27 protein-coding genes and 1 pseudogene are annotated in these 24,628 nt (G+C 65.8%); 14 read left to right on the top strand and 14 right to left on the bottom strand.

Features of this window, described 5'->3' with window-relative positions; translation table 11 throughout:
* Positions 1 to 37: 37 nt before the first annotated feature.
* The 3 genes from THITHI_RS0106665 to THITHI_RS0106655 all read left to right on the top strand — a co-directional run bounded on the left by THITHI_RS0106665 (position 38) and on the right by THITHI_RS0106655 (position 3,569).
* A complete protein-coding gene (locus THITHI_RS0106665; RefSeq protein ID WP_018232299.1) occupies positions 38 to 682 on the top strand; it encodes a Crp/Fnr family transcriptional regulator in 645 nt (214 codons plus the stop codon).
* A 124-nt stretch (positions 683 to 806) separates the two neighbouring features.
* A complete protein-coding gene (locus THITHI_RS0106660; protein WP_018232298.1) occupies positions 807 to 2,426 on the top strand; it encodes a tetratricopeptide repeat protein in 1,620 nt (539 codons plus the stop codon).
* 60 nt (positions 2,427 to 2,486) lie between these two features.
* Positions 2,487 to 3,569, top strand: coding sequence for a thioredoxin family protein (locus THITHI_RS0106655; RefSeq protein WP_033337102.1), 1,083 nt, complete (start codon positions 2,487 to 2,489; stop codon positions 3,567 to 3,569).
* A gap of 73 nt (positions 3,570 to 3,642) precedes the next feature.
* Here THITHI_RS0106655 and THITHI_RS20150 read toward each other — a convergent pair whose 3' ends face one another.
* Both THITHI_RS20150 and THITHI_RS0106645 read right to left on the bottom strand, forming a co-directional pair.
* Positions 3,643 to 3,804 carry a DUF1328 family protein gene (locus THITHI_RS20150; protein WP_018232296.1) on the bottom strand — a complete coding sequence of 54 codons (162 nt, stop codon included), beginning with the start codon at positions 3,802 to 3,804 and terminating at the stop codon, positions 3,643 to 3,645.
* A 135-nt stretch (positions 3,805 to 3,939) separates the two neighbouring features.
* Positions 3,940 to 4,119: pseudogene (locus tag THITHI_RS0106645) on the bottom strand (hypothetical protein); the annotation flags it as partial.
* A gap of 904 nt (positions 4,120 to 5,023) precedes the next feature.
* Between THITHI_RS0106645 and THITHI_RS0106640 the strand changes: the two are divergent.
* From THITHI_RS0106640 to THITHI_RS0106625, 4 genes are all read left to right on the top strand, one after another.
* Complete coding sequence (locus THITHI_RS0106640; RefSeq protein WP_018232294.1) at positions 5,024 to 5,593, top strand: hypothetical protein; 570 nt, start codon at positions 5,024 to 5,026, stop codon at positions 5,591 to 5,593.
* Between the two features lie 248 nt (positions 5,594 to 5,841).
* The gene (locus tag THITHI_RS0106635) at positions 5,842 to 7,341 is read left to right on the top strand and encodes a sensor histidine kinase (protein WP_018232293.1); all 1,500 of its coding nucleotides are present in this window, start codon (positions 5,842 to 5,844) and stop codon (positions 7,339 to 7,341) included.
* Positions 7,338 to 7,910, top strand: coding sequence for a hypothetical protein (locus THITHI_RS0106630; protein ID WP_156820488.1), 573 nt, complete (start codon positions 7,338 to 7,340; stop codon positions 7,908 to 7,910). The genes THITHI_RS0106635 and THITHI_RS0106630 overlap by 4 nt, the downstream gene beginning before the upstream one ends.
* Positions 7,907 to 9,265: a sigma-54-dependent transcriptional regulator gene (locus THITHI_RS0106625; RefSeq protein WP_018232291.1), complete on the top strand. Its 1,359-nt coding sequence runs from the start codon at positions 7,907 to 7,909 to the stop codon at positions 9,263 to 9,265. Before THITHI_RS0106630 ends, THITHI_RS0106625 begins: the two co-directional genes overlap by 4 nt.
* A gap of 121 nt (positions 9,266 to 9,386) precedes the next feature.
* Here THITHI_RS0106625 and THITHI_RS0106620 read toward each other — a convergent pair whose 3' ends face one another.
* On the bottom strand, positions 9,387 to 9,761 hold the full coding sequence (locus THITHI_RS0106620) for a cytochrome b5 domain-containing protein (protein WP_018232290.1): 375 nt from the start codon (positions 9,759 to 9,761) through the stop codon (positions 9,387 to 9,389).
* Positions 9,758 to 11,044 carry a ferredoxin reductase family protein gene (locus THITHI_RS0106615; RefSeq protein WP_018232289.1) on the bottom strand — a complete coding sequence of 429 codons (1,287 nt, stop codon included), beginning with the start codon at positions 11,042 to 11,044 and terminating at the stop codon, positions 9,758 to 9,760. Before THITHI_RS0106615 ends, THITHI_RS0106620 begins: the two co-directional genes overlap by 4 nt.
* Before the next feature lie 153 nt (positions 11,045 to 11,197).
* On the opposite strand from THITHI_RS0106615, the gene THITHI_RS0106610 reads away from it, so the two are divergent.
* Positions 11,198 to 11,632 (top strand): hypothetical protein, encoded by a 435-nt coding sequence (locus tag THITHI_RS0106610; protein WP_018232288.1) that lies wholly within the window; start codon positions 11,198 to 11,200, stop codon positions 11,630 to 11,632.
* Between the two features lie 152 nt (positions 11,633 to 11,784).
* On the opposite strand, the gene THITHI_RS0106605 is transcribed toward THITHI_RS0106610, so the two are convergent.
* The 4 genes from THITHI_RS0106605 to THITHI_RS0106590 all read right to left on the bottom strand — a co-directional run bounded on the left by THITHI_RS0106605 (position 11,785) and on the right by THITHI_RS0106590 (position 13,204).
* Positions 11,785 to 11,970, bottom strand: coding sequence for a PLDc N-terminal domain-containing protein (locus THITHI_RS0106605; protein ID WP_018232287.1), 186 nt, complete (start codon positions 11,968 to 11,970; stop codon positions 11,785 to 11,787).
* Between the two features lie 49 nt (positions 11,971 to 12,019).
* Positions 12,020 to 12,229 (bottom strand): DUF3185 family protein, encoded by a 210-nt coding sequence (locus tag THITHI_RS0106600; protein ID WP_018232286.1) that lies wholly within the window; start codon positions 12,227 to 12,229, stop codon positions 12,020 to 12,022.
* Between the two features lie 69 nt (positions 12,230 to 12,298).
* Positions 12,299 to 12,664 (bottom strand): cupin domain-containing protein, encoded by a 366-nt coding sequence (locus tag THITHI_RS18575; RefSeq protein WP_018232285.1) that lies wholly within the window; start codon positions 12,662 to 12,664, stop codon positions 12,299 to 12,301.
* Positions 12,665 to 12,682: 18 nt separating this feature from the next.
* On the bottom strand, positions 12,683 to 13,204 hold the full coding sequence (locus THITHI_RS0106590) for a DsbC family protein (protein WP_018232284.1): 522 nt from the start codon (positions 13,202 to 13,204) through the stop codon (positions 12,683 to 12,685).
* 287 nt (positions 13,205 to 13,491) lie between these two features.
* On the opposite strand from THITHI_RS0106590, the gene THITHI_RS0106585 reads away from it, so the two are divergent.
* Positions 13,492 to 13,698 (top strand): hypothetical protein, encoded by a 207-nt coding sequence (locus THITHI_RS0106585; protein WP_026186117.1) that lies wholly within the window; start codon positions 13,492 to 13,494, stop codon positions 13,696 to 13,698.
* A 172-nt stretch (positions 13,699 to 13,870) separates the two neighbouring features.
* On the top strand, positions 13,871 to 14,476 hold the full coding sequence (locus tag THITHI_RS0106580; protein ID WP_018232282.1) for a hypothetical protein: 606 nt from the start codon (positions 13,871 to 13,873) through the stop codon (positions 14,474 to 14,476).
* Between the two features lie 9 nt (positions 14,477 to 14,485).
* Here the strand turns inward: THITHI_RS0106580 and ybaK are convergent, their stop codons facing one another.
* Both ybaK and THITHI_RS0106570 read right to left on the bottom strand, forming a co-directional pair.
* A complete protein-coding gene (gene ybaK, locus THITHI_RS0106575; protein WP_018232281.1) occupies positions 14,486 to 14,959 on the bottom strand; it encodes a Cys-tRNA(Pro) deacylase in 474 nt (157 codons plus the stop codon).
* The gene (locus tag THITHI_RS0106570; RefSeq protein WP_232199390.1) at positions 14,956 to 15,744 is read right to left on the bottom strand and encodes a ceramidase domain-containing protein; all 789 of its coding nucleotides are present in this window, start codon (positions 15,742 to 15,744) and stop codon (positions 14,956 to 14,958) included. Before THITHI_RS0106570 ends, ybaK begins: the two co-directional genes overlap by 4 nt.
* Positions 15,745 to 15,805: 61 nt before the next feature.
* Between THITHI_RS0106570 and THITHI_RS0106565 the strand changes: the two genes are divergently transcribed.
* Complete coding sequence (locus tag THITHI_RS0106565) at positions 15,806 to 17,209, top strand: GGDEF domain-containing protein (protein ID WP_018232279.1); 1,404 nt, start codon at positions 15,806 to 15,808, stop codon at positions 17,207 to 17,209.
* Between the two features lie 57 nt (positions 17,210 to 17,266).
* On the opposite strand, the gene THITHI_RS0106560 is transcribed toward THITHI_RS0106565, so the two are convergent.
* The 4 genes from THITHI_RS0106560 to egtC form a co-directional block, all read right to left on the bottom strand.
* On the bottom strand, positions 17,267 to 17,986 hold the full coding sequence (locus THITHI_RS0106560; protein WP_018232278.1) for an SIMPL domain-containing protein: 720 nt from the start codon (positions 17,984 to 17,986) through the stop codon (positions 17,267 to 17,269).
* A 247-nt stretch (positions 17,987 to 18,233) separates the two neighbouring features.
* On the bottom strand, positions 18,234 to 18,926 hold the full coding sequence (locus THITHI_RS0106555; protein WP_018232277.1) for a MarC family protein: 693 nt from the start codon (positions 18,924 to 18,926) through the stop codon (positions 18,234 to 18,236).
* 369 nt (positions 18,927 to 19,295) lie between these two features.
* The gene (locus tag THITHI_RS0106550) at positions 19,296 to 20,453 is read right to left on the bottom strand and encodes an SUMF1/EgtB/PvdO family nonheme iron enzyme (protein WP_018232276.1); all 1,158 of its coding nucleotides are present in this window, start codon (positions 20,451 to 20,453) and stop codon (positions 19,296 to 19,298) included.
* Entirely contained in the window at positions 20,450 to 21,232 is a 783-nt protein-coding gene (gene egtC, locus THITHI_RS0106545; RefSeq protein ID WP_018232275.1) for an ergothioneine biosynthesis protein EgtC, read from the bottom strand. Before egtC ends, THITHI_RS0106550 begins: the two co-directional genes overlap by 4 nt.
* Positions 21,233 to 21,319: 87 nt before the next feature.
* Here egtC and egtD point away from each other — a divergent pair, with 87 nt between their 5' ends.
* The 3 genes from egtD to THITHI_RS0106530 all read left to right on the top strand — a co-directional run bounded on the left by egtD (position 21,320) and on the right by THITHI_RS0106530 (position 24,498).
* Positions 21,320 to 22,348, top strand: coding sequence for an L-histidine N(alpha)-methyltransferase (gene egtD, locus THITHI_RS0106540; RefSeq protein ID WP_051079980.1), 1,029 nt, complete (start codon positions 21,320 to 21,322; stop codon positions 22,346 to 22,348).
* A gap of 171 nt (positions 22,349 to 22,519) precedes the next feature.
* Positions 22,520 to 23,200, top strand: coding sequence for a TIGR00153 family protein (locus THITHI_RS0106535; protein WP_026186115.1), 681 nt, complete (start codon positions 22,520 to 22,522; stop codon positions 23,198 to 23,200).
* Positions 23,201 to 23,244: 44 nt separating this feature from the next.
* Positions 23,245 to 24,498, top strand: coding sequence for an inorganic phosphate transporter (locus tag THITHI_RS0106530; protein ID WP_026186114.1), 1,254 nt, complete (start codon positions 23,245 to 23,247; stop codon positions 24,496 to 24,498).
* The last annotated feature ends 130 nt before the right edge of the window (positions 24,499 to 24,628 follow it).

The raw sequence follows: 24,628 nt of genomic DNA, 5'->3' as shown, positions 1-24,628 counted from the left end.
CGGGTGTCGTGCGCGCCCCTCGTCCCGGAGCGTTCCCGTGATCGAGGAATTCCCCCTGTTTGCGGGTCTTGGTGGGCAGGCGCGTGCCGCGCTCGAGGCGTGCCTGCACACGAAGGTCTACCCGGCGCGCGTGATGGTCGTGAGCGAGGGTGACGACACCCGTTCCCTGTACCTGATCCTGGACGGACGGGTGAAGGTGTTCACCAGTGACGAAGAGGGCCGGGAGGCCCTGCTCTGCACCCAGGGTTCGGGCGAGTACTTTGGCGAGATGTCCCTGTTCGATGAGGCCCCGCGCTCGGCGTCCGTGATGACCCTCGAGCGCACCCGCCTCGCCATGCTGGGGCGTGAGGACCTGCTGCGCTGCTTGCAGGACCATCCCGGAATCGCGCTCGCCCTCATCAGCGAACTGACCGGGCGGGTGCGCCGGCTCACCGAGCAGGTGAAGTCCCTGTCACTGCAGGATGTCTACGGGCGCCTGACCCGGCTGCTGATGACGCTGGCGGAGCGGCACGACGGACAGCTTGTCATCGACCCTCGCCCTACCCACCAGCAACTGGCCAGCCGCATCGGCGCCTCCCGGGAGATGGTGACGCGCATCCTCGGGGATCTCGTCCGCGGCGGCTACGTGCAGATGGACAGCGGCCGCATGGTCCTGGCGGAGCGCTTTCCCCGCGCCTGGTAAGGCAGTGCGCGCTGTGCATAGTTCACAAGCCCACGGGTAATCCTCCCTCGTCCCGCCGTTCGCCCCCCTCCACTCTGGGGGCGTGCCGAACCAAGGGCACGACGGAATCGAGGAGGAACCTGTCATGAACACCAGAAGATTCACCACGGGCGCCCTGGGCACGGCGTGCGCCCTGATCATGCTCGTCGCGTCCGCGACGGCCGATGTCTCAACGCCCCGCGGCGACACGGAAGTACTCGGCAGCGTGCACTTCCCCGTGTCCTGCAATGCGCAGGCCGGGCAGGCATTCGACCGCGCCATGGCGCTGTATCACTCCTTCCACTGGCGCGAGGCGAAGAAGGCCTTCGATGCGGTGCTGGCCGCCGACCCTGACTGCGCCATGGCCTACTGGGGTCACGCCCTGGTCCTGATGGACAACCCCTTCATCTGGCCGCTGCGGGGCAGGAACCTCGCGGAGGGGCTGGCGATGGTCGAGCAGGCCCGGGCTGCACACGCGAAGACGCAGCGCGAGCGCGATTACATCGCCGCAATGGAACGCTTCTACCGGGATCATGAGTCCGTCGAGCACAAGGCCCGGGCCACTGCCTATACGCAGGCCATGAGTGCGCTGGCGGCACGCTATCGCGAGGGCGTGGAGGCGAGCATCCTGCATGCCCTGGCGCTGAGCGCCACCGTCGACCCGACCGACAAGACCTACGCCGGGCAGCGCGAGGCGGCGGCGATCCTGGAGCCGCTGTTCGAACGCTATCCTCAGCACCCCGGTGTCGCGCACTACCTGATCCATAGCTACGACTATCCGCCGCTGGCGCACCTCGGTCTGCCCGCCGCGCAGCGTTACGCCGCCGTGGCCGAAAGCGCGCCCCATGCCCTGCACATGCCGTCGCACATCTTCACCCGGCTCGGTCACTGGCAGGCCTCCATCGACGCCAACCGGGCCGCGGCCAAGGCCGCCGGCGAGCTGCGGGGGCGCCTGCACGCCATGGACTACCTGACCTACGCGTACCTGCAGATGGGACGGGACGAAGAGGCCATGCAGATCGTGGAGGAGGTGGCAGCGCTGCGCGAGATCCGCAACGAGAACCTGGGCATCGCCTACGCCATCGCGGCCATCCCCGTGAGACACGCGCTGGAGCGCGGCCGCTGGGTCGACGCCGCAGGGATCGAACTCTCGCCCTCGGAGCCCGACTTTGCCTGGGCACGTTTCCCCAATGCTGAAGCGGTCAATGCCTTCGGGCGGGGCCTTGGCTCCGCCCGAGTCGGTGACACCACGGCGGCCCGAATCGAGCTGGAACGCCTGGCCGGGCTGCGCGAGGCGATGCTCGCGGCGGGGCAACGCTACTGGGCGGACCAGAGCCTGATACAGGAAGGCATCATCGAGGCCTGGATCGCACGGGCCGAGGGCCGCGACGCGGAAGCGCTGCAACGACTGCGTGCCGCCGCCGATCATGAGGACGCCACGGAGAAGAACGTGGTCACGCCGGGTCCCGTGGCACCGGCCAGGGAACTGCTGGGCGAAATGCTTATGGAGATGGGTGATCCCGCGGCGGCGTTGCGGGAGTTCGAGTCGGTGACGGGCAAGGAGCCCAACCGGTTCCGCGCCTTGTACGGCGCCGCGCGGGCCGCCGAGCAGGCCGGTCTGGCCGAACGCGCACGGGAACACTATGGGACGCTTCTGGCGATCGTGGGGGAGGTCGGCGCCGGTCGGGCCGAGATCGGTCACGCACGGGCCTCCCTCGGGCTATGATGGAGGATCCGGGGGCATGGCATCGGGCCCGCCCCCTTTGAGCCTCGGGAGACCATGGCCATGTTGTCGATCGTGAATTCGGGACGCGCGCTTGCGGTGGTGCTCTGTCTGGCACTTGTGCCCGCAGTGCCCGCGTCAGCGCAGACCGGGGCACAGCCCGGTTCCGGTGGCCAGGTGGAAGTCGTGCACCCGCCCTGGTTCAAGGAGAGCCTCCTGGACCTTCGGGCGGATCTCGATGACGCACTGGCCGCAGGAAAGGCGGGCGTGCTGCTGTATTTCGGCACCCGCACCTGCAGCTACTGCCATGCCCTCATGGAGACCACGTTCGCGGAGGAGGACATCGTGGCGCGGCTCAATGCCCGCTACGATGTCATCGGCCTGGAGGTGCTGAGCGACGACCAGCTCCTGGATTTCCAGGGACGATCCCACTGGACCAAGGATTTCGCCGTCCAGGAGAAGGCCAGGTTCACTCCGACCCTGGCTTTCTACGGGGAGGACGGCGCCCTGCGCCTGCGTCTCGTGGGCTATGTGCCGCCGGAGCGCTTTCGGGTCGCACTGGATTACCTGGAGGAGGGGCGCGACGGGCGCCAGAGCCTGCGCGAGTACCTGGCGGAACGGGAGGCAGCGGATCGCGCAGCCGAAGGCGCAATCGTGCATGACCCCGAGCTGTTTGCCGCACCGCCTCATGACCTGGATCGGCGCCAGCCCGCGGACCGGCCGCTGCTGGTGGTTTTCGAGCGGCCGGATTGCGCAGCCTGTTTACGGTTGCATCGCACGGTCCTCGCGCAAACGGCCGTACGCGAGAGGGTGGCCCGTTTCCATGCGGTTCAGTTGGACGCCACTGATGCGACCACATCCATCGTGCTCCCGGACGGTACAACCAGCACCCCCGCCGCATGGGCGGATCGGCTGGAATTGCTACACGCCCCGGCGCTGCTCTTTTTCGACGAGAATGGCGAGGAGGTGGTGCGCGCCGACTCGGAACTGCTGATCGATGCCGGCGGTACGGCCGTGGAGGAGGCCACGCCCCGTGTCACGGCAAACATCGTCGCGCGGCTTCGCTACGTGCTGGAGAAGGGCTACGTGGAGCAACCCCAGTTCCAGCAATGGCGCAACCGCGCCGATGGCGGGTCATCGCAATAGGCTGCCTTCCTGTTCGACCACCCGGGTTTCCAGCGGGTGGGGTCAAGCGGTGGTGACCGGGACCGGCGGGCGGCTACGGAACCCGCCGGCCGGTGACAACTGCCACCACCAGAAGCACCAGGAACACCAGAAAGAGCACCTGTGCCACCCAGGATGCCGCGCCCGCCACTCCCGAAAGGCCGAGTGCGGCGGCAATGATGGCGAGGATGAAGAAGATCAGTACCCGGCTGAGCATGACGGCCTCCTTGCACAGTGGCGTATTGGGGTTGCGCTTATCCGGCGGGGTGCGGCGTCAGTCGCCGGTGGCCCGCTCCATTGCATCGTCGAACTGGCGGCCGGCACGCTCGGCGGGACCCGGCGGGTCGATGGCGTCCTCTGCTTCCCGCGTGGCGTCCTCAATGCGCTCCCCGGCCTCTTCCACGGCATCGTCGATGCGCTCGCCGGCCTCTTCGGCGGGGCCGCTCTCCGAACACCCGGCCAACAGGGTCAGTGTCAGCAGGACACCCAGGCCCAGGGGTTTGACGGTAGCGGGCAGGTTGAACGGTTTCATACAGGATCTCCTTGGTTTTCTGAATGTTTCCCGATGGTTGGCGAACGGTGTCTTCCCGTTCCGCCTCTCGAATTTGCGTGTGTGACAAGAAAAAAGAGCGGGTCACCCGCCCTCATGGCGGGTGACCGGCCCAAGCGCCGTCGGGGGGGACGGCTCGGCGGGCAGGGGAGGGCCAGGGAGGGGCCCAGAGAGGGGGGGAGGACCCGCCGACAGGACCGCGTGGTTCGCACATCCCTGCAAACCGCGGATGGTCCGGACCTTGGGATCGGCACCGGCGCCAGCCCTCTCCCGGGCTGGCGGGGCGTCTCGCCTGGACGTCCCCCGGTGGTTGCCTTTGTGTAAGCGCTCGATCCACATGCCATGACATGCAGCACAAAGCATGCCAGGAATTGCAGGGAGGGAGGCTGCGGAGAGACCTGCTTCGACGCACAACCGGGGATGTCCCGATCGCCTTCCCGGGAGGCGGTCAGATCACCGCCTTGATCGAGCCAACCCCGCCGCAGCCGGGGCTTTCGTGACGGCAACGATCCGATCCGGTTACCTCGTGCGACGCGCTGACCGGTGGAATGACGGTGTCGCGGGACTGTTGCGCCACCCCCCGGAGAACCGGTCAGGGTGTGTCAGGGTGTCCCGACGTTGCAGGCCGGTTGTCTCCTTCAGGCGACGGTCGGGAATGTGAGCCTTATCAGGATGTTGGCGAGATGCGGTCCGGCGATCTGTCGCCTGCAAGCGACATCCGGACAGGTGCCTGCTTCGGGGGTGTTGTGGGCAAGATGCTGAAAAATATATGTTTTTCGTGGATGGCATGGTCGTCGCATTACCCTGATTGAAGTCGACGCAAGCGTAGGGCCTCCGGCCACAGGGGGCCACTCAACCAAGCAACGATCATTCAGGAGTTAATGTCATGAACAAACCCACTTCCGTAAAGTCTCTGCTGATCGCCATGATCGCGGCCGGCGCCCTGGGTGCCGGTTCGGCCTCCGCCGCGCTGATTGGCTACGGCCAGGACGACAAGGACAAGGACGAGGAAACCCGCGACCACATGGATACCCGTGATGCTCTGCAGCTCAGCACCTGGCACGACGAGGACGAGGAGGAGAAGGACGAGGACAAGGATCGCCCGCAGCGCGGTGAGTCCACCCTGCACCTGAGCGGTATGCACGATGCGGACGAAGAGGAGAAGGACGAGGACAAGGATCGCCCGCAGCGCGGTGAGTCCACCCTGCATCTGAGCGGCATGCATGACGCGGACGAGGAGGAGAAGGACGAGGACAAGGATCGCCCGCAGCGTGGTGAGTCCACCCTGCACCTGAGCGGTATGCATGACGCGGACGAGGAGGAGAAGGACGAGGACAAGGATCGCCCGCAGCGTGGTGAGTCCACCCTGCACCTGAGCGGTATGCACGATGCGGACGAGGAGGAGAAGGACGAGGACCACGACCGTCCGCAGCGTGGCGGGACGATCATCGGCTGATCTCCCCAGGGATGCCATCAACCGACACCGTCCGGTTTGAACCGCGAGGTGCATCCGGATGCGTCGGGAATCGGTTCTTCCAGGAGGGCCCGGCCCATCCCCGATGAGGTTTGTCGGGATGGGCCGGGTCATTTTTGTCCTGCACGATCAGCGATGTTCCATCCGTGACCAGATTCGGGACACAACAGGCGGGAGGACCGGGCGCCCGTTTGACCCTGTGGCGGCCCCTTGTTATAAGTTCGCGAATCGTGGCCGCGCCGCTGTCCTTTTATCGTTCACTCACCATTCTTCAGCTGATCCTGTTGGGATTCTCCCTGGTGACGCTGCCCCTGTTCTTTGCCTTGGCCACGGCGCTGATCTCCGTGGACAGGTTGACCCACCAGGGGCAGCAGGCCGTGCTGGACGCCGTGCAGGCCATCCAGGCGAGCCGTACGCTGATGGAAGATGTGACGGCCCTGGAGCGCCATGCGCGCCAGTACCATGTACTGGGCGACACGGCCTTGCTGGAGGCCTACGCCAGCCGGCGTGAAAGCCTCGGGGAGGCGCTTGCGCGAATGTACGGGCTGGAATTGGGCACGCCGGTATGGGAGGAGCTGCGACTTCTCGAACGCCGGGAGGCCGATGCCTTCGAGGCCCTGAAGACCGAAGCGCCGGGCAGCGAGGGAGTGCGTGCCGTGCTGGAGAGTTTCCCTGCCCTAAATGAGCTGGCGCGCGGGGTGTTTCAGCAGAGTACGCGGGCGGTATCCCGGGAGGTCGAGGCCATGCAGGCGCAGGCGACCGAGGTGCGCCAGGAACTGCTCTGGCAGGCTTCCGCACTCATCCCCGCGGTCCTGGTCCTGGTGGTGGTGTTCACCGTGCTGATCCTGCGGCCGCTGCGTCAGATCAACCGCTCCATCCACACCCTGGGCTCCGGTCGGTTCGACCGCCCGATCCGCATCACCGGGCCCCATGACCTCTCGGAGCTGGGTGCGCGGCTGGATTGGCTCAGGCAGCGCCTGGTTGAGCTGGAAGAGCAGAAGGTCACCTTTCTGCGCCATATCTCCCACGAGCTCAAGACGCCACTGACGAATATCCGCGAGGGTACGGAACTGCTCACGGACCGGGTGGTGGGCAGCCTGACACCGCAGCAGGGAGAGATTGTGGAAATCGTGCGCGACAACAGCGTTCAGTTGCAGCACCTCATCGAGGACCTGATCAGCTTCAGTGTCGCTCACACGGCCCTGCCGGTCATCGAGTCCCGGCCCATCGATCTGGACTCCCTGATCACGGATCTGGTCGAGCAGCACAAGCTGGCGGCGCGAAGCAAAGGCGTCCGGCTCGAACTCGGGCTGTCCGGGGAGACAGTGAACTCGGACCGGGAAAAAATCAGGGTCATTCTGGATAATCTCTTGTCCAATGCTATCAAGTTCACCGTAGAGAACTCGGCCGTGCGCATTCAGACGGGCAAGTTCGGGGATCAGATCTTCGTGGAGATCAGCGACCAGGGCCCCGGTATTCCCCGGGAGGAACGGGAACGGGTGTTCGAGGTCTTCTACCAGGGTGACACCGGTCCCAGCGGTCACCGTGGCCATGTGCGCGGCAGCGGCATGGGACTTTCCATCGCCCGAGAGTACGCCAGGGCCCTGAACGGGCAATTGCAGGTACTGGACATTGAGTGGGGCGCGCGGTTGCGCCTGCTGCTGCCGCGGGTCTGGCTGGCGCCGCCCGAGGCGGCGGGCCAAGACGATGATCCAGCGGAGGTCGTATGAACGCACGTCTCCGTCAAGTGCGGATGGCAGGGATGGTGATGCTCGTGTCCGTCCTGATCGGTGCCTGTGCGGCGATTCAGGACGCGCGCCCCGTGGCGAAGCCTTGTCCGTTGCACGTGGAGGATACGGACCCTCCAACCATGCATTGCCTTGCGGACGACCGCCTGGCGGCATTGGATGCCAGAGGGCTGGGTCAGCTCATGGATGAGGTGGCGGCCCTGTCGGATCAGGGGGAACAGGCCCTGCGCGATGCGCTCGAGTCCCCCGGCTCCGGACCGCTCCGCCAGGCATTACTGCTCCTGGCCCTTGACGACCCGGGGGAGAACGCCCGTGCCGTGGAACTGCTGGAGGCCCATCTGTCCCGGGAGGCGTCTTCCCACGGCGGAAACCTGCTGGCCAACCTGTTGCGGGATCAGCTTCTCGCGCGCCAGGCCCTGCGGGCGAGTCTGAGTGACGCGCGCTCCGAGCGCGACGCATTGCAACAACAACTGGAAGAACTCAAGGCCATTGAGCGGGAGATCCGTGACCGCGACCGGACCCCGGCCCCGAACCTGGAAAACGAACGATGAGTGAAACGACACGCATACTGCTGGTGGATGACGATGAAGGGCTGCTGCGCCTGTTGTCCATGCGCCTCGCGTCGGCGGGTCACGAGATCAAGGCGGTGGCCAGCGGCGAGCAGGCCCTGGCCGCGTTGCCTCAGTTCCAGCCGAGGCTGGTGATCACCGATCTGCGGATGGACGGCATCGACGGCATGGCGCTGTTCGATGCGATCCACAAGAATCATCCGGCGCTGCCCATCATCATCCTCACTGCCCACGGCACCATCCCGGACGCGGTGGAGGCGACCCGCCGGGGTGTGTTCGGTTTTCTGACCAAGCCCTTCGACAGCCAGGAGCTTCTGGACTACGTGGACCGTGCCCTGCGCCTGACCGGCCTGAGCGCCGAGCCGCGTGAGGGGGGCGATGACTCCGGTGACTGGCGCGACGGCATCATCAGTCGCAGTGCGGTCATGGAAGAGGCTCTGCGCCAGGCGCGACTGGTGGCCGACAGCGAGTCCAATGTGCTCATCCAGAGCGAGAGCGGCACGGGCAAGGAATTGCTGGCCCGCGCCCTGCACCGGGCCAGCCGGCGGGCGGCCGGGCCCTTCGTGGCCGTCAACTGCAGCTCCATTCCCGAGGCCCTGCTGGAATCGGAACTGTTCGGACACAGCAAGGGATCCTTCACGGGGGCCACCCAGAGCCGCAAGGGGCTGTTCGAATCCGCGGACGGCGGCACCCTGTTCATGGACGAGGTGGGTGACATGCCGCTGGCCTTCCAGGCCAAGCTGCTGCGGGTATTGCAGGAAGGCGAAGTACGTCCGGTGGGGGCAAACAACCAGGTGCCGGTGGACGTTCGCGTGATTTCCGCCACCCACAGGGATCTGGAACAGGCCGTGGAGACGGGCGACTTTCGCGCCGATCTCTATTACCGCCTGAATGTGGTGCGCCTTGAAATGCCGCCGCTGCGCGAACGCCGGGATGATATCCCGCTGCTGGCGCGCCATTTCCTTTCCCGGGTCAACGAGCGCAATGGCCGGCACATCGAGGGCTTCGCCCCCGACGCCATGGAGGCGCTCATGGCCGCTTCCTGGCCGGGCAACGTGCGACAGTTGCAGAATGTCGTGGAGCAGTCCGCGGCGCTGAGCACCACGGAGATCGTGCCCGCCAGCCTGGTGCAGCGTGCCTTGCGTTCCGATCCGAGTGGCGTGCTGCCGCTGGCCGAGGCGCGGGATCGCTTCGAGCGGGACTATCTGGAGGAGTTGTTGCAGATCACCGGCGGCAACGTGAGCAGTGCGGCACGTCTCGCCGGGCGCAACCGCACCGAGTTCTACAAGCTGCTCAAGCGTCATCACCTGGAGCCGGAGATGTTCAGGGCCTCCTGATCAGGACGGTTGTCCGGGTGTCCTCTACGCCCCGCAAGCCCGGTTTTCGGGGTCGGTCGGTGCGGCTGTGTCTGTTCCGCCCTGCAGGACCGGCGGCATCTCCATGGTGCCGTTGCCTGATTCAGTCCGCCAGCACGCCGATCTCGTAGTCGGGCAGCATGGCGTGGGCCGCAGGGCTGTGGGGACGGCTCACGCCCTTGGTGTCCCAGCCCTCGCTTGCATCGGTACCACAGTAAGGGATCAGCACCCGGATCGGGGTGGGGTGATCGGGCAGGTAGTCGGTGAAATCGTAGACGCGGCCATGGATGGCCATCCAGCAGTCCTCTGCCTTGTCGTGCCGGGCCAGCGTGTCGCGATCGATCTGCCGCGACACCTCCGGCGCCGGCGCGGCGGGGCGCGGCCTGTCGGGAGACAGGGCGTACGCGGCCAGCAGCGTCAGGAGGCTGGCGGCGAAGGCCACGAGGGTGGTGTAGGCGATGCGTCCGTAGGTGGTCACAGCAGGTTGAAGGCCTCCGAATGAATGCGTCTGCGAGGCACACCCTGGGCCCGAAGGATGGCCGTGAGGTGCTGCGTGAGTACGGGTGGGCCGCAGATCCAGACCTCGCGCCGGGGGAAGTCCGGGCAGTGGGCCGCGAGATAGGCGATGTCCAGCACGCCATCCTGCTCCCAACGGTGGATGGTCAGGGTGAGCCCCGGGATCTCCTCCGCAAGGCGTTCCAGTTCAGGCCGGTAGTAGGCATCCGCATCCGTGTTCACCAGGTTGAACAGGTGCACCGGCGGGTCCGCCGCACCGCCATCCATGGCGCGCACAGCGGAAACAAACGGTGTGATGCCGATGCCGCCGCCCAGCCACAGGGCCGGCCGGGCCGGATCGCGCGGGGTGAGGAACTCACCGTACGGCCCTTCCACCTGCATGCGGCTGCCCGGCCGGATGTCCTGGATGGCCTGCGTCGCATCCCCCAGGGCCTTGATGCCGATGCGCAGGCGGGGGGCGCCCGGGGCGGAACTCAGGGTGTAGGGATGTTCCTCGCCCCGCCCGTCGGCCAGCGTCGGGTCCAGGGGCGTGAGATAGACAAACTGGCCGGGACCATGACGAAGCGGCGCGCCTTCCGGACTCAGGCTCAGTTCCACCATCCCGGACCCCAGGGTTTCCACTTCCGCCACCTGATAGTCGAGGCGGGCGATACGGGGTGAGAGCAGCTTGCGCCAGACGTAGGCGGCAAGCGCCAGGGTGCCCAGCAGGAGCCAGGGCCAGGGCCTGGAACCCAGGGCGAGGGCGTGAACCAGGCCCAGCAGCAGGGCCAGCGCCGAGAGCAGGTGCAGGCGTTTCCAGCGCCGGTAAGCGGGCTCATGGAAGAACTTGAAGGTGGGCGCCAGAAAGATCAGCAGGGCGGCAAGGGATGCCCACCCGGCCCAGACCTGCCAGTAGGCCAGGGGCGGGAACAGGTTGTGCACCGCCGCGTCCAGGGACAGGGTCAGGGCACTGCCGGCCACCATCCAGACGTGAATCATGGCCAGCATGAATCCCGACCAGCCCATCAGGTGATGGATAAACCACATCTGCGTCAATCCGCCGAACCAGGGATCCAGCCCGGGCAGCCGGATGCTCAGGACACCGGCCATCAGCATCAGCGTCAGGGACAGCACGCCCGTGGCGCGGGCGAGCCAGGACAGCACCGCCGTGGTATCGGCGCCGTGCGGCTGGTGCAGGCCGGATGCCAGCAGCGGCAGGAGAACCAGCGCGACGAGTACCAGTGCGCCGAGCCTTGCCCGAATCATGGGGCGGGCCGTGGATGATCAGCGACATGCAACATGAGGGCAGTGTGCCCGGCGGGCCGATTGCCTGCAACGCCCGCGGGCGCGTTTCGGCAGGCGGGCTTCCAGTCGGCTATAGACACGGGATGCGGCGAATTGCGCGCATGGAGAACGAACATGGCCGAGCAGGGTGACAACACGGAGCGTGTGGCCGGCGAGATCAGCCGGCTCGGTTTCATACGCTGGCATGAGCGCGTGTTGATGCGCGCACATCTGCATCTGGTGACCTGCATCCTGGGTCTGGTGCTCATCCCGGTGGGTTTCGAGATGTTCAGTGATCCCGGCACTCTCTGGCAGTGGCTGCAGCGCTACGGGGTGATGTTCGGCGGCGCCATGGTGGCCATGTTCGGCTGGACCCATTACCGCATCGGCATGCAGAGGGCTCAGCGCAGGGCGGATCGGGCCAATTGTCCGCAATGCGGCGTCTATGGTGCCTTCGACGTGAGGGCTCACGGGCAGTCGCCGGCGGACAACAGCGAACCCGGCGATGACGAAGCCGGTGGCTGGATTCGCGTGGTTTGCCGCCGATGCGGTGAGCAGTGGAATATCTAGCCCGCGTATCTCACCACCCTTCTGCTGCGGCCGCCGATCCGCTCGCTGTGACGGGCTGAGTGTCTGCACTGCGGGGGCCTTCCCGTAGGTGCCCGGTCCTCCGGGCGAAGGACGATCCACCGGGTGGGCCGGATCGCCCGGGGGACACGACACTAACGCGCGGCCCTGGGTCCCAGCAGCAGCCAGAGAATGAAGCCGATCAGCGGCAGGATCAGGATGAGCACGATCCACAACACCTTGGGCCCTACGCCCGCGGTGCTGGATAAGGTGCTGACGATGGCCCAGATGTTGAGAATGAGCAGAATGATGCCGAGCAGACCGCTGATCTCGATGCCCATGGTGTCCGTTTCCTGTGCGTGTGTGGTGAGCGGAATGCGTGTGCTGTCATCAGCGGCGGGCGCCGAACAGGATGAGCACCAACCCGACGGCCGCGGCTACGCCACCACCCACGAGATAACCGGTGGTGGCATCGGAGTACTGGCCCGTGACGGTCTGGCGAATATCTTCAGAGATCGTTTCGGTGGCGGAGAACCCCATCCAGAGCAGGATGGCGCCGCCGACCAGCAGGGCAATGCCGAGAATGCGCGTCCAGTGCATGGGCGTCTCCGTTCATCTTGGGCGGGCAGCAACGGATCATGCTCGCCTGGTATTGTCTGACAGGGTAGGTCAGGGACGCGGTGGCTGCAATCCGCCGGCTGCGTGCCCCGCGACGTCGCCCGTCCAGTGCAGGGCCAGCCAGATCGTATCCTGATCATGAGCCGTCCAGCTCACGCGGTGCTGTCGCCCGGCGGGGATGAACAACCAGTCCCCGGCCCTGAGCCGGGTGTGCCCCTCGGGCGAACGGTACTCCAGGGCGGCCTCACCCTGAACCAGCAGCACCCACTCGTCCGTATCCTGGCAATACCAGACGCCCTCGGGGGTGGAGTGTCCCCGGGAGACAATGCGCTCCACCCGCACACCCCGGTGCTCGAGCAGGGTGTCCACGTGTTCTTCAGGCAGGTCCTTCGGGATGTGATCGAAGAGGCTGGACATCTCGTGCCGGCCGGCGCCTTACCGTTCCCGTTCCAGTGCGTCGACCAGGTCTTCCGCGGCCACATATCCGTAGAGGATACGGCCTTTCGGCGTCACAATGGCCGGCGTGCCGATGAACCGGTGCTTCAGGGCCAGATCCATCTGTGCCTCTACCGCCTTGCTTTCGCAATCGGAGGCGTCGATGATCTCGCCACGCTTGGCGCGGGTGATGGCATTCTTACGGTCTTCACTGCACCAGACGGCGTGCATCTGCTCCAGGGCATTGTCGATGTTGGGGAAGGCCGCATAGCGGATCTCCACGTCGAACAGCATGTAATCGTCCATCTGGGTATGCAGGCGGCGGCAGAAGGGACAGTTCACGTCGGTGAACACGGTTACCGCGAAGCGGGGTTCATCAGGGCTGAAGACGATCAGATCCGACTCGGGAATCGCGGCCACCTGCTCGGCCAGTCCCGGGTTGCCGGTGCCGCCTGCCGCGGCCTGGCTGAGCCACAAGGCCATGAGACAGCTCAGCAGCGGAATGACGGCGTTTTTGACCATGCAATGTCTCCTGTGTTGGGATGATCGTCAGCCGCAGGCGCCTCAGGCCCGGATGTGCCTGCGCACACCCGGGGACCGGCGGGGCACGGACGCGGGACCTGTCCTGTAAGGCCACATTCCGGGCACATTGTTCCCAGTGCGGGGCGTGCGCAAGGGCGCACTCATGGGAAAATGACGCGCGGCACCGGGTCATTCTTCCCACTGGCGCGGATTGTGATGGCCGGACGAAAGCTTAACATGTTGTTCGCGTATGGCGAACGGCAGGGTTCATGCCCGGAGGAGCGGCCATGAGACGGCGACGTACCGATATGGGCCTGGTGCTGGTGGGCCTGCTGTTGCTGGGGGTGGGCGGCTATGTGCTGGTGACCGGCGAGATCTGGTTCAGCCGCACGGCGGTCACCGAATACCAATCCATGTCCGGACCGGGGGCCCTTGCAGTGGGCGTGGCCTTCGTGGTGCTCGGGCTTTACTTCCTGTATCAGTCACGCCGCTGATCATCCCGGGCAGCCCGGTCGGCGGAATGCTACATTGAACCCTGAGGGCCCGGTCACATCCGGGCTCCCCGTCTCCCAGACGCAACCTTCCGAGCAGGAATCCGTGTCCAGTCCCGACCCTTCCCTCCCTCCCACGGCTGCCCGATCACCCCGGCGTTTCGGAGGCCTCCAGGTGTTCCTGTTGCTCCTGGCGGCGGTCCTGATCACCGCGGTGGCGACCCTCTGGGCGGCCCGCATCTACCTGTACCCTGCACCGCTGGAGCCGGTGGTGCTCAGCGCCCCGGAACGGCAGGTGCTGGAGGACAAGCTGCGTCAGGTTCGGGATCCGGACCCGGCGGATCCCGGCGTGGGTCCGGTGCCGGAACGCTACGGCGAGGCCCCCGCCGCCCGGGTGCTGTACTTTACCCAGCGGGAACTCAACGGCCTGATCGCGGGCAGCCCCGAACTGGCCGACCGCGTGGCGCTGCACCTGTCCGACGACCTGGTGTCGGCCACGGTGCTGGTGAGCCTTCCCCCGGACTTCCCCGTCATGGCGGGGCGCGTGATCCGGGTGGATGCCGGGCTGGCCCTGCAGCACATGAACGACCGGCCCGTGGTGGTCCTGCGCGGGGTGAGCATCATGGGCGTCCCGCTGCCCGATGCCTGGCTGGGCGGGCTCAAGGGGCGTGATCTTGTCGCCCTCTACGGCAGCGAACCGGGGTTCTGGCAGGCCTTTGCTGAAGGCGTCCGGGACCTGCGGGTGGAGCAGGGCCGTCTGCGGGTGGAACTGGCGGAGTAGGGTGGCGGGTCACCCGGTCCGGACGATCTCCGCCACCTGTCCGCCGGTGACTGCCAGCAGATCCCGGGGCGCCAGTTCGATCTCCAGGCCGCGCCGACCGGCGCTGACGAACACGGTGGCGTGGCAAAGGGCGGACCGGTCCAGCCAGAGGGGAAGCCGCCGTTTTTGCCCCAGCGGGCTGATTCCGCCCACCACGTAGCCGGTAGCCCGCTGCGCATCCTCGGGTCTGGCCATGGTGACCCGTTTCGTACCGCAGGCCGCGGCCAGGGCCTTGAGATCCAGCTGGCCGGCGACGGGAACCAGCGCCACCAGAAGGCGTCCCCCCGCGTCCTGTGCGAGCAGGGTCTTGAACACCCGTTCACAGGGTATGTTCAGGGCCTGCGCTGCCTCCAGCCCGTAGGACGCGCTGCCGGGGTCATGTTCGTATGCGTGTACCCGGTGCGTGACGCGGGCCTGTTGCAGGAGTCTGATCGCGGGCGTCACGGATGCCGCTCCGTGGACGGGATGCCGTGGCGGATCAGGCCCGCCAGCAGCAGGTACAGCACCCAGCCGTTGAGCCCGTGCCACAGGAAATGGGTCCCCACCGGCAGCACGTGGCACAGGGCGGGATCGAGTATCCGGAAGCCGAGCGAGGCGCTGAACAGCGCGCCACAGGCCAGGAATCTGTGCCCCAGGGGATGGGCACGGAACCTCAGCCAGAGGGCCATGAGCCACAGGGACAGCAGGACCGGCAGATAGCCCACCGAATCGTTCAGCGCGCCCGCTGGCGCCACGCGCAGCAGGCCCAGCGTGAGCCCCTCGTAGACGAGGAATACGGCCAGGATGGCGGGCCACGACAGCCGCGCCATCCGCCACAGAAAACTCAGCAAAAACAGATGGATGAAAAGAATGATCGGCAGGGCGTCCATCCAGTAGGCCCAGGGCCGTGCCACGGTGTGCCACAGCAGGCTGCCGAAACCGATGGCGGCGACCAGCAGGATGAGCCCTCCCAGGTCGGGCTGATGGCGCCAGGAGGCCTGCGGATGGGCTCGCCAGCGGCGCCATGCCAGCCAGGCGGCGGCCAGAAAGGCCGCGTTGCTGACGGCATTGAAGGGTTCGGCCCACAGGCCGTGTGCCGTGCGCTCGCAGTAGGTGGGCAGGTCCATGGGCAGCAGTGTACCGGGATGACCCGTCGGGACGGGAGTGACCGTGCCCGCGGGGTCCTGTCCGTGGCGGCGCTTGCCATTGATCCCGAAAAATGGTGTGTTTTGCCGGAAACATGCGGGCATTTTTCCCGCCCATGCCCTAACATTGTGCGCGCCATCACAAAACCAAGGGAGGCATGGCACCATGCCCGAGGGTCCGGCAAGCGATCGGATGCCCGCGGAGCGCCCCGGGAAGCGGCGCTTGTTCGTCGAACTGGCCACCTGGATGGTGGGCCTGGGTCTGTTTGCCGGGGTGGTCTTTCCGCCCTTCGTGGTGGTGCTTGGCGTTCCCCCGTCCCTAGCCTACCAGCCCAGTTTCTACGCGGCCTGTCTGGGTGCGGGCCTCATGGTGGGGGCGTTCAATTTCCTGGTGGTCTGCAACGTGGTGCGGCCTCGGGTCAACCTGCTGTCCGATGGCATGCACGCCTTCCGCCAGGTGCTGGTCGAGGACGAGGTGGTAAAGGGCCTCCCGTACCGGGACGCGGATCGTTTTCACGTGCCGGTGGACTCCCGGGATGCACTGGGCCGGGCGGCGGATTCGTTCAACCGACTTATCGATGTGCTGGTGAGTGCCCGCCGGATGGAGGAATCGGTACGGGATTTCTCCAACACGCTGGCCTCGCAACTGGAACTGGCGCCCCTGTGTCGGGAGGCCCTGAGCGTGATGCTGGCCCGCACCGGTGCGGTGGCCGGCGCGCTCCTGGTGGTGCGGGAGGGGGAACTGGAATGTGTTGCCGCCTACGGCCTGGATGATCCGGAGGGTCTGTTGGGGCGCAGCGACGTGCGCGCAGCGCTCGGCAACCTGAAGTCACGCCAGGTGGCATCCCCCTCCGGCGTATCGCTGAAGGGCCGGCCGGAGGCGCAACCCCGGGAGATGCTGCTACTGCCCCTGGAAGGCAAGGGTGCGCCCATGGGGATGCTGGTGCTGACCTCGCTGCAACCCTTTTCACCGGACACATTCCGCCTGCTGGACTTCTTCCGCCAGAGCCTCAAGCTCGCGCTTCAAAATGCCCTCAGCCATGAGCATCTGGGGCGCATCGCGGCCATGGATTCGCTGACCGGCTGCTACAACCGCCGCATGGGCATGGAGCGTCTCATGGAGGAGTTCGCCCGCAGCGCGCGCAGCGGCGAGCCGCTGGGACTGATCATGTTCGATATCGACCACTTCAAGCCGGTGAACGATACCTGGGGCCATCTGGCGGGCGACCGTATCCTGGTGCAAACGGCCCATGCCGCGCAGCGGGTGCTGCGCGAAGGTGATGTGCTGGTGCGCTACGGAGGCGAGGAATTCATGATCCTGCTGCCGGGAGCGAGCCTGGCCGAGGCCTGTGGAATCGCCGAGCGTGTGCGCACCGCCGTGGCGTCCATGGAGATCGCCGGCGCGGGACCGGAACGGATCACGGTCAGCCTGGGGGTGGACGCCGCCCCGGCGCCCGGTGTGGACAGCGCCGATGCGCTGCTCCAGCGTGTGGACGATGCCCTGTATCAGGCCAAGTCCAGCGGGCGCAACGTCGTGGTGCCGGCCCCCGAACCCCGCTTCTCCGTGTGAAGCCCCGGGAGTCACGATATCCCGGCGGTGAACCCGCCGTGACGTGGTACTGGCCGGTCAGTGAAGTGGCTGCCGTTTCACGCCCAGGGCCCGGGCGCTGCCACTGACCTGAACGATGACGCGCGAGGTGCCCGCTTCCACGGCCGGTGCGGACTCCACGGCGTCCATCGCGCGGGCCGCCATGGGGCGCACGGGCGGGCCATCCATATCATCCTGTACGGTCAGCTCCACGGGCTCCCAGTGACTCGCCTGCATGCGTCTGGCCGCCGTGGCCGCCTTGTCGCGCCACAGGTCAATGGCCTCATGGGTCAACTCCCGCCGAATCCGGTTGCGGCTTTCCGGGGACACACTGAACGCCATCCGGATCACCCGCAGCTCACCCTGCTGCAGCTTGCCCGTGAGCTCCGTGGCCGCCTCCATGTCCGTGCTTTCCAGTTCCAGGGTCTGGGTGATGCGCCATCCGGTCTGCCGAGTTTCTCCGTCCCGGCGTTCATAGACCGGCTGGGTGGTATAGGCCGGGGTGCGCAGTCTGACCTGCGGATAGGCGCGGCCGGTGTCGAGCGCCCTCTCCATGATGCCGCGCACCGCGAGGGCCAGTTCCGCCGTGTCCTCGCCGCTTCGGTCCACCTGCAGCGTCACGCCCATGAGGTCGTTATCCACCTCCCTTTCGCTGACCGCCGACAGGTTCAGGCGTACCCCGTCGTCACCGGCCAGAGCGGTAACGGGCAGGGACAGGCACAGCAGAACGAACAGAATGCCGCGAAGCATGTGAGCCATGGAGGTTCTCCTTACTGGTCCATTGTCCATTGTCAGTTGTCAGTTGTCAGTTGTCAGTTGTCAGTGGTTCGTGGTTCGTGGCAGGGGGGGCCGCAAGTCAGGGCCGGGCGCTGATCGGGCCTTTCGCAAAAGACCGTTCATCGACAAGCGAGTTCCCTTGCATCCCCGCCAGCACATGCTTTCATCTCCTGACAACTGACAACTGACAACTGACAACTGACAACTGACAACTGACAACTGACAGCCGTCAGGGCGTGCGCGGGTCCTCGATCACCGCGCCATCCAGAAGCCCCTTGTCCAGCATATACCCGGTGACTGCATCACTCGCGCCGTTGATGATGAACTGAATGGCCAGCACGGCCAGGATCAGACCGAAGATCTTGGTGAGAATCTGCTTGCCGGTATCGCCCAGAAAGCGAACGATGTGGCGCGAATGGATCATGGCGAAGTAACAGGCCACGGTGGTGGCCAGTACCGCCAGGTAGACGAGCCCCGTGTGATACACGGTGGGTGCTTCGCTGGTGAGGATCATGACGGTGGCGATGGCGCCCGGGCCGCTCATGAAGGGGATGGCGAGCGGAATCACGGAGATGTCATCGGTGATGCGCGCCTTGTCCGCCCTGGCCTCCTCCGCCTTCTCCTCGTCCTCGTCGCCGCGCCTGCGGATCATGTTCATGGCGATTCCGAAAAGGATCACGCCGCCCGCGATCCGAAAGGCAGCCAGGGTGATGCCGAAGAGCTGGAAGATGATGCCGCCCAGCGTGGCGAACACGAAGAACAGCAACGTGGCGATCCTGGTGGAGCGTGCCGCGATGATGCGCCGCTTCTCGTCCGACGCCCGCGGCAGCAGGGCCATGAACACAAAGGCGGTGGTCAGTGGATTGACCACGACAAACACCGCGAGAAAGGTGATGACCAGATATTCCAGCAGGATCAGCATCAATCAAGGATAGCAGTGAGGGATTGTGGAGGCACTTGGGATTCAAGGTTCAAAGTTCAAGGTTCAAAGTTCAAAGTTCAAAGTTCAAAGTTCAAAGTTCAAGGTTCAAGGTTCAAGGTTCAAAGTTCAAGGTTCAAGGTTCAAGGTTCAAGGTTCAAGGCTCTTCGGCGTTTCGAGTGGAATGCCTTGGTCGGCGACGGCCAAGTCGTTAGCGGGCTGGGCCTCTACGGGGGCGTGTCGCGCAGATGTCCATGGACCCCCGTGATGATCGAATCCACCCGGAACGACGAAGTGCCCCAACCTTCCCCTTGAACTTTGAACTTTGAACTTTGAACCTTGAACTTTGAATGTTGACCCTTGATTCGCCCTTCACCACGCCAGCCGGATTCCCGCAAACACGTATTTCTTGTCGGGCGTGTGGAAGTTGCGAAAGCTGCACCTTCGCACGTCACGGCGGGTGTGGCGGCTGCCGCCTCGAAGGGTGAAGTGCTGCCCGTCGAACCAGGGCAGCGAGTATGCCTCATAGGGGGAGGCGCGAAAGCCCCGGTAGGGATAAAAGGCATTCTCGCACCATTCCCACACGTGCCCGCTGTCTTGCATCAGCCCCAGGCGGCAGGCTGCCTCCCATTCATGCTCGTGCGGCAGGCGGGCGCCGGCGAAACACGCGTAGGCACGCGCCTCATGGCGTGACAAGCCGTGCACCGGCGCCCCGGGGTCCAGATCGTGGGGGCCGTTCTCGTCGATCCCGTACCAGGCCCCCTCCTTGTCCTGGCGCCAGTGATCGGGCGCCCGAACGGGATGCTCGGCAAGCCATGCACTGCCCGGCGCGTCCCAGAGCGCCGGGTCCCGGTAGCCACCACGCTCCATGAAGTGAAGGTACTGCGCATTGGTGACGGGGCGCGTGGAGAGCTCGAAGGCGGACAGTTGCACCCGGTGAGCCGGCAGTTCGTTGTCTAGGGCCTGGGGCGGCTCGCCACCCACGCTGAAGTCCCCCCCGGGGACGTGCGTGTGTGCTACAGGGGCCGGATCGGAAAACAGGTGCGTCTCGGGGCGGAACGCGCCGGCCGGGCCGGCGAGCATACGCTGGTTGAGCACCATGAGCATGGTTTCGTAGTGCTGACAATGGTGTTGGATGAGAAAACGCTCCAGGTACTCGTCCTCCAGCAGCGGATGCGCGGGCAGGGCCTCGGCCATGCCCGAGAGCAGCAGCACGTTGTCGTCCTGCTGCCGCGAGACTTCCTCGAGCAGCCGTGCCTTGTCGGGCAGTTGCGGTCCTCGGCGGGGCTTGGGGTTCCGTTCGGGCGTGTAGTAATCGTGCAGGGGGCTGGTCAGGCGGTCATCGCCCAGCACCACCGTGCGCAGCCAGTGATTTTCGATGAAGGTGCAGTGACCCAGGTGCCAGCCGAGCGGGCTCAGGTCCGGGTGAAACTGCAGGCGGTATCCGTCGTCATCCAGGGGTTCGATCAGTGCCCGCATGCGGCGCTGTACCGCGCGCAGCCGCGTCAGGGTGACAAGAGAGGTGCTCACAGGGCCAGCAGTTCCGGGGGGGCGTCCGGGTCCAGGATCAGTACGTGGTGTTCCGGCACGGCGCGCCAGAGGCCGGTCTCGGTCAGGGGCTCGGAGGCGACCAGTTGCGCGCCTTCCGGAAACCCGTCGTCATCGGTGATGTAGTAGAGACTTGGGCACTCATGGTTGATGGCGTGCCGGGTGGCATAGATGCGTTCGCCGTCGCTCATGAGCACATTGAGCAGTGCGGCCCCTTCGCCGGCCCATTCGCCCACCAGGTTGAACGCTTCGCCCAGTGCGGCTTCGAGGGGCAGGTCCTCGTCCTCGTCGAGGAGCTGCCGCACCACTGCGAATAGGTACTCCGAATCGGTCGTACCGATGATGGCCGACTCCACCTCCGGCGAAAGCCATCGCTGCATCTCGGGTCGCACCTCCTGCACGAAACCCTCCAGATAGCCGTTATGGGAGAACAGGTAATCTCCGTCCGCGAAGGGCTGGGTATTGACGGGTCCGCTGCCGAGGCCGGGCGTGGCGCTGCGTACGGCCGCGATCCAGAGGTCGCTCTGCAGGTTCTCCGCCAGCGTGGGCAGGTTCACATCCGACCAGATGGGCATATCATTGACGTAGCGAACGGCGCCATCGTGGACCCCGTACCAGCCGAACCCGAAGCCGTCGGCATTGAGCCGTGCATAGCGCAGTTCCTTCGGCGCCCAGGCCTGTACCTCGAGGCTGTGGGACGGGGTCAGCAGGAGTTGGGCCAGGGCGATCTCCGGTCCCAGGTACGCGGCGTGTCTGCACATGGCATGTCCCTGAAGTGTCGGGGGCTTTGGTTTCCCCGGTATGTGGATCATGTTAGCGTCTGGGAAATCCCGGCGCACGTGCCCATCATGGACCAGATCTTGTCGCGACTCGACACGGACGAACGATTCCGCTGCATGCGGGTGCCGGCCGCGCGTCCGGTGCCGGGCCTCGAGGAGGACGTGCGCCGCGGGCTTCTCGTGCGGCCCCGCAGTCTGCCGCCCAAGTATTTCTACGATGAACGGGGCTCGGCCCTGTTTGATCGTATCTGCGATACACCCGAGTACTACCCCACCCGCACCGAAGACGCCCTGCTGGCCGCGTGCGCCGGCCAGGTGATCGCCCGTGCCCGTCCGGATCACATCATCGAACTGGGCAGCGGCGCCTCACGCAAGACCGTGCACCTGCTGGCCGCCCTGGACCGGGCCGGACTGCATGGCTGCCAGTACTGGCCCTTTGATGTCTGCGAACCCATGCTGCGCCAGGCGGCGGCCCGGCTGATGGCCGCCCGTCCGGGCCTGCGGGTCAACGCCCTGGTGGGTGATTATCTGGGGGGGCTGTCCGGCATGCCGCGGCCCGGCGGGCGGCGGCTGTTTGTCTTTCTGGGCAGCACGATCGGCAACTTCGAACCGGCCGAGGCGGTGGGATTCCTGCGCGAACTGGCGGCCCTGATGGATTCCGGAGACAGCCTCCTGCTGGGCGCTGATCGGGTCAAGTCACCGGCCGTTCTGGAGGCCGCCTACAACGATGCCGAGGGGGTTACGGCGGCCTTCAACCTCAATCTGCTCGAGGTGCTCAACAGAGAACTGGATTCTGATTTCGTGCCCGATGCGTTCATGCACCGGGCCCTCTACAATGCCGGGTGCCAGCGTATCGAGATGCATCTGGTCTCCAGTATCCGCCAGACCGTTCACCTGACCCGCCTCGATGAGCGCCTGGAACTGGAAACCGGCGAGTCCATCCTCACAGAGATTAGCCGCAAGTTCACCCCCGAGACCCTGGAGGCCATGCTTGGGGAGGCCGGGCTGGAGTCCATGTCCCGTTTCGAGCCGGACAACGGCTATTTCTCCCTGGTTCACGCCCGACTGTCGCTGCGGTCCCGGGTCCGGCCCCTGTAATTCGTCCGTTCGATGCCCGTGTGCGCGGTATCAGGGGCGGCCAGGCAATGGACGTGTCGGGCTGCGGATCTGCCGGTGCTCGCCGCAGCCCGCGGGCCACCCGTACGAACTCCGTTGAAGCCGGCCGATTTGGGTACAATAGGAGCCAGGTTACTTTCCTGGATGCTGGCCATGTTCACCAAGAATTTCGTCTATGACCTGTTCGGCAGATCCCCGGTGCGTCCGCTCCAGGCGCACATGGACAAGGTGCAGGTCTGTGTCGCCGAGTTGCCGATGTTTTTCGAGGCCGTGTGCAGCGGCGACTGGGAAAAGGCCGGGACCCAGCAGCAGAAGATCGCCACCCTGGAGCGCGAGGCCGATTCGCTCAAGAAGGAGCTGCGCCTGCAGCTGCCCAAGGGCATGATGCTCGCCATGTCACGACGTGACGTGCTCGAGGTGCTCACGGTCCAGGATCGGATTGCCAACACCGCCAAGGATATCGCCGGCCTGATTCTCGGCCGCAGGATGCGCTTCCCCGACAACATGACCCAGGATCTCCAGAACTATCTTGCGCGCTGCATCGATGCGGTGCATCAGGCAGGGCGCATTGTCCATGAGCTGGACGAACTGGTGGAGGCCGGTTTCCGGGGGCACGAGGTGGATGTGGTCAACGAGATGCTTGCGGAGCTGGATCATATCGAACAGGATACCGACGCCATCCAGCGGCGCATACGGGAGACCCTGTTCAGGCAGGAGGCAAACCTGTTTCCCGTGGACGTGATGTTCATGTACAGGATCATCGACAACATCGGCGACCTGGCCGATGAGGCGCAACGGGTGGGAAGCCGCCTGCAACTGATGCTGGCGCGTTAGGCCGGCGCACCGCCCGTCACCGACTCGTCGAAGGGTTCTTCATGCTGGAATACGGCACGCTGTTCATCATCCTCGCCTGTGTGTTCGGTTTCTTCATGGCCTGGGGCATCGGAGCCAATGACGTGGCCAATGCCATGGGCACGTCGGTGGGGTCCGGGGCGATCACGCTGCGTCAGGCGGTGATCATCGCCGCGGTCTTCGAGTTTGCCGGGGCCTGGCTGGCCGGCGGCGAGGTGACTCAGACCATTCGCAGCGGCATGGTGGATCCGGCCTTCATGTCGGGCAACCCCGAACTTCTCATCTTCGGCATGCTGGCCTCATTGCTGGCGGCGGGCACGTGGCTGCTGATCGCATCACGATTCGGCTGGCCGGTATCCACCACCCATTCCATCGTCGGCGCCATCGTGGGTTTCGCCGCCGTGGGGATCGGCGTGGAGGTGGTGGAATGGTCCAAAGTGGGTCGAATCGCCATGTCCTGGGTGGTCTCGCCTCTGCTGGCGGGCAGCATTGCGTTTGCCCTGTTTCGCAGTGTGCAGATCCTGATCCTCGATACCCGTGATCCGCTGGCCAATGCCCGGCGTTTCGTCCCCGGCTACATCTTCCTGGCGGCCTTCATCACCGCCCTTGTCACACTGTTCAAGGGGCTCACCCACCTGGGACTCGAGTTCTCGACGTTTGAAACCTATGCCATTGCCGCCGGCATCGGCCTGGTGGTCACGGCGTTTGGTGTGCATGCCATTCGTCGCCAGAAGTTCGACCCCGGAGCGGACCGGGATTTCCACTACACCAACGTGGAGAAGGTCTTCGGGGTGCTGATGCTGATCACCGCATGCGCCATGGCATTCGCCCATGGTTCCAACGACGTGGCCAATGCCGTGGGTCCGCTGGCGGCGGTGGTGAGCGTGGTGCAGAGTGGGGGTGTGGTGGATGCGCGCACGGTGATGCCCATCTGGATTCTGCTGCTGGGCGGGCTGGGCATCGTCGTGGGGCTCGTGACCTATGGCCACAAGGTGATTGCCACCGTGGGCACCGGCATCACCCAGCTCACCCCCAGCCGCGGCTTCGCCGCCACGCTGGCCGCCGCCATCACCGTCGTCATGGCCTCCGGGACCGGGTTGCCTATCTCCACCACCCATACCCTGGTGGGCGGCGTTCTGGGCGTGGGCATGGCCCGCGGTATCGCGGCCATCAACATGGGGGTGGTGCGCACCATCTTCCTGTCATGGATCGTGACGCTGCCCGCGGGCGCGGTTCTGGCGATCGTGTTCTTTTTCATCCTGAAGGGGTTTCTGGGGTGAAGGCGGGTGCTGGTGCCGCATCCCGGCGGCGCCCCTTCGGGTTTTTCGCTCGAACCCTGTTTCGCCCCGTGCGTCACGGGGGATCCACGCCGATACTGCTTCAATGGGTCCTGGCGTTTCGGCGCGGCAG

The organism is Thioalkalivibrio thiocyanodenitrificans ARhD 1 (genome assembly GCF_000378965.1).
Classification (GTDB): Bacteria; Pseudomonadota; Gammaproteobacteria; order Ectothiorhodospirales; family Ectothiorhodospiraceae; genus Thioalkalivibrio_A; species Thioalkalivibrio_A thiocyanodenitrificans.
Note: the sequence above shows the minus strand (reverse complement) of the source record. Positions and strands in the feature narration are given on the sequence as shown.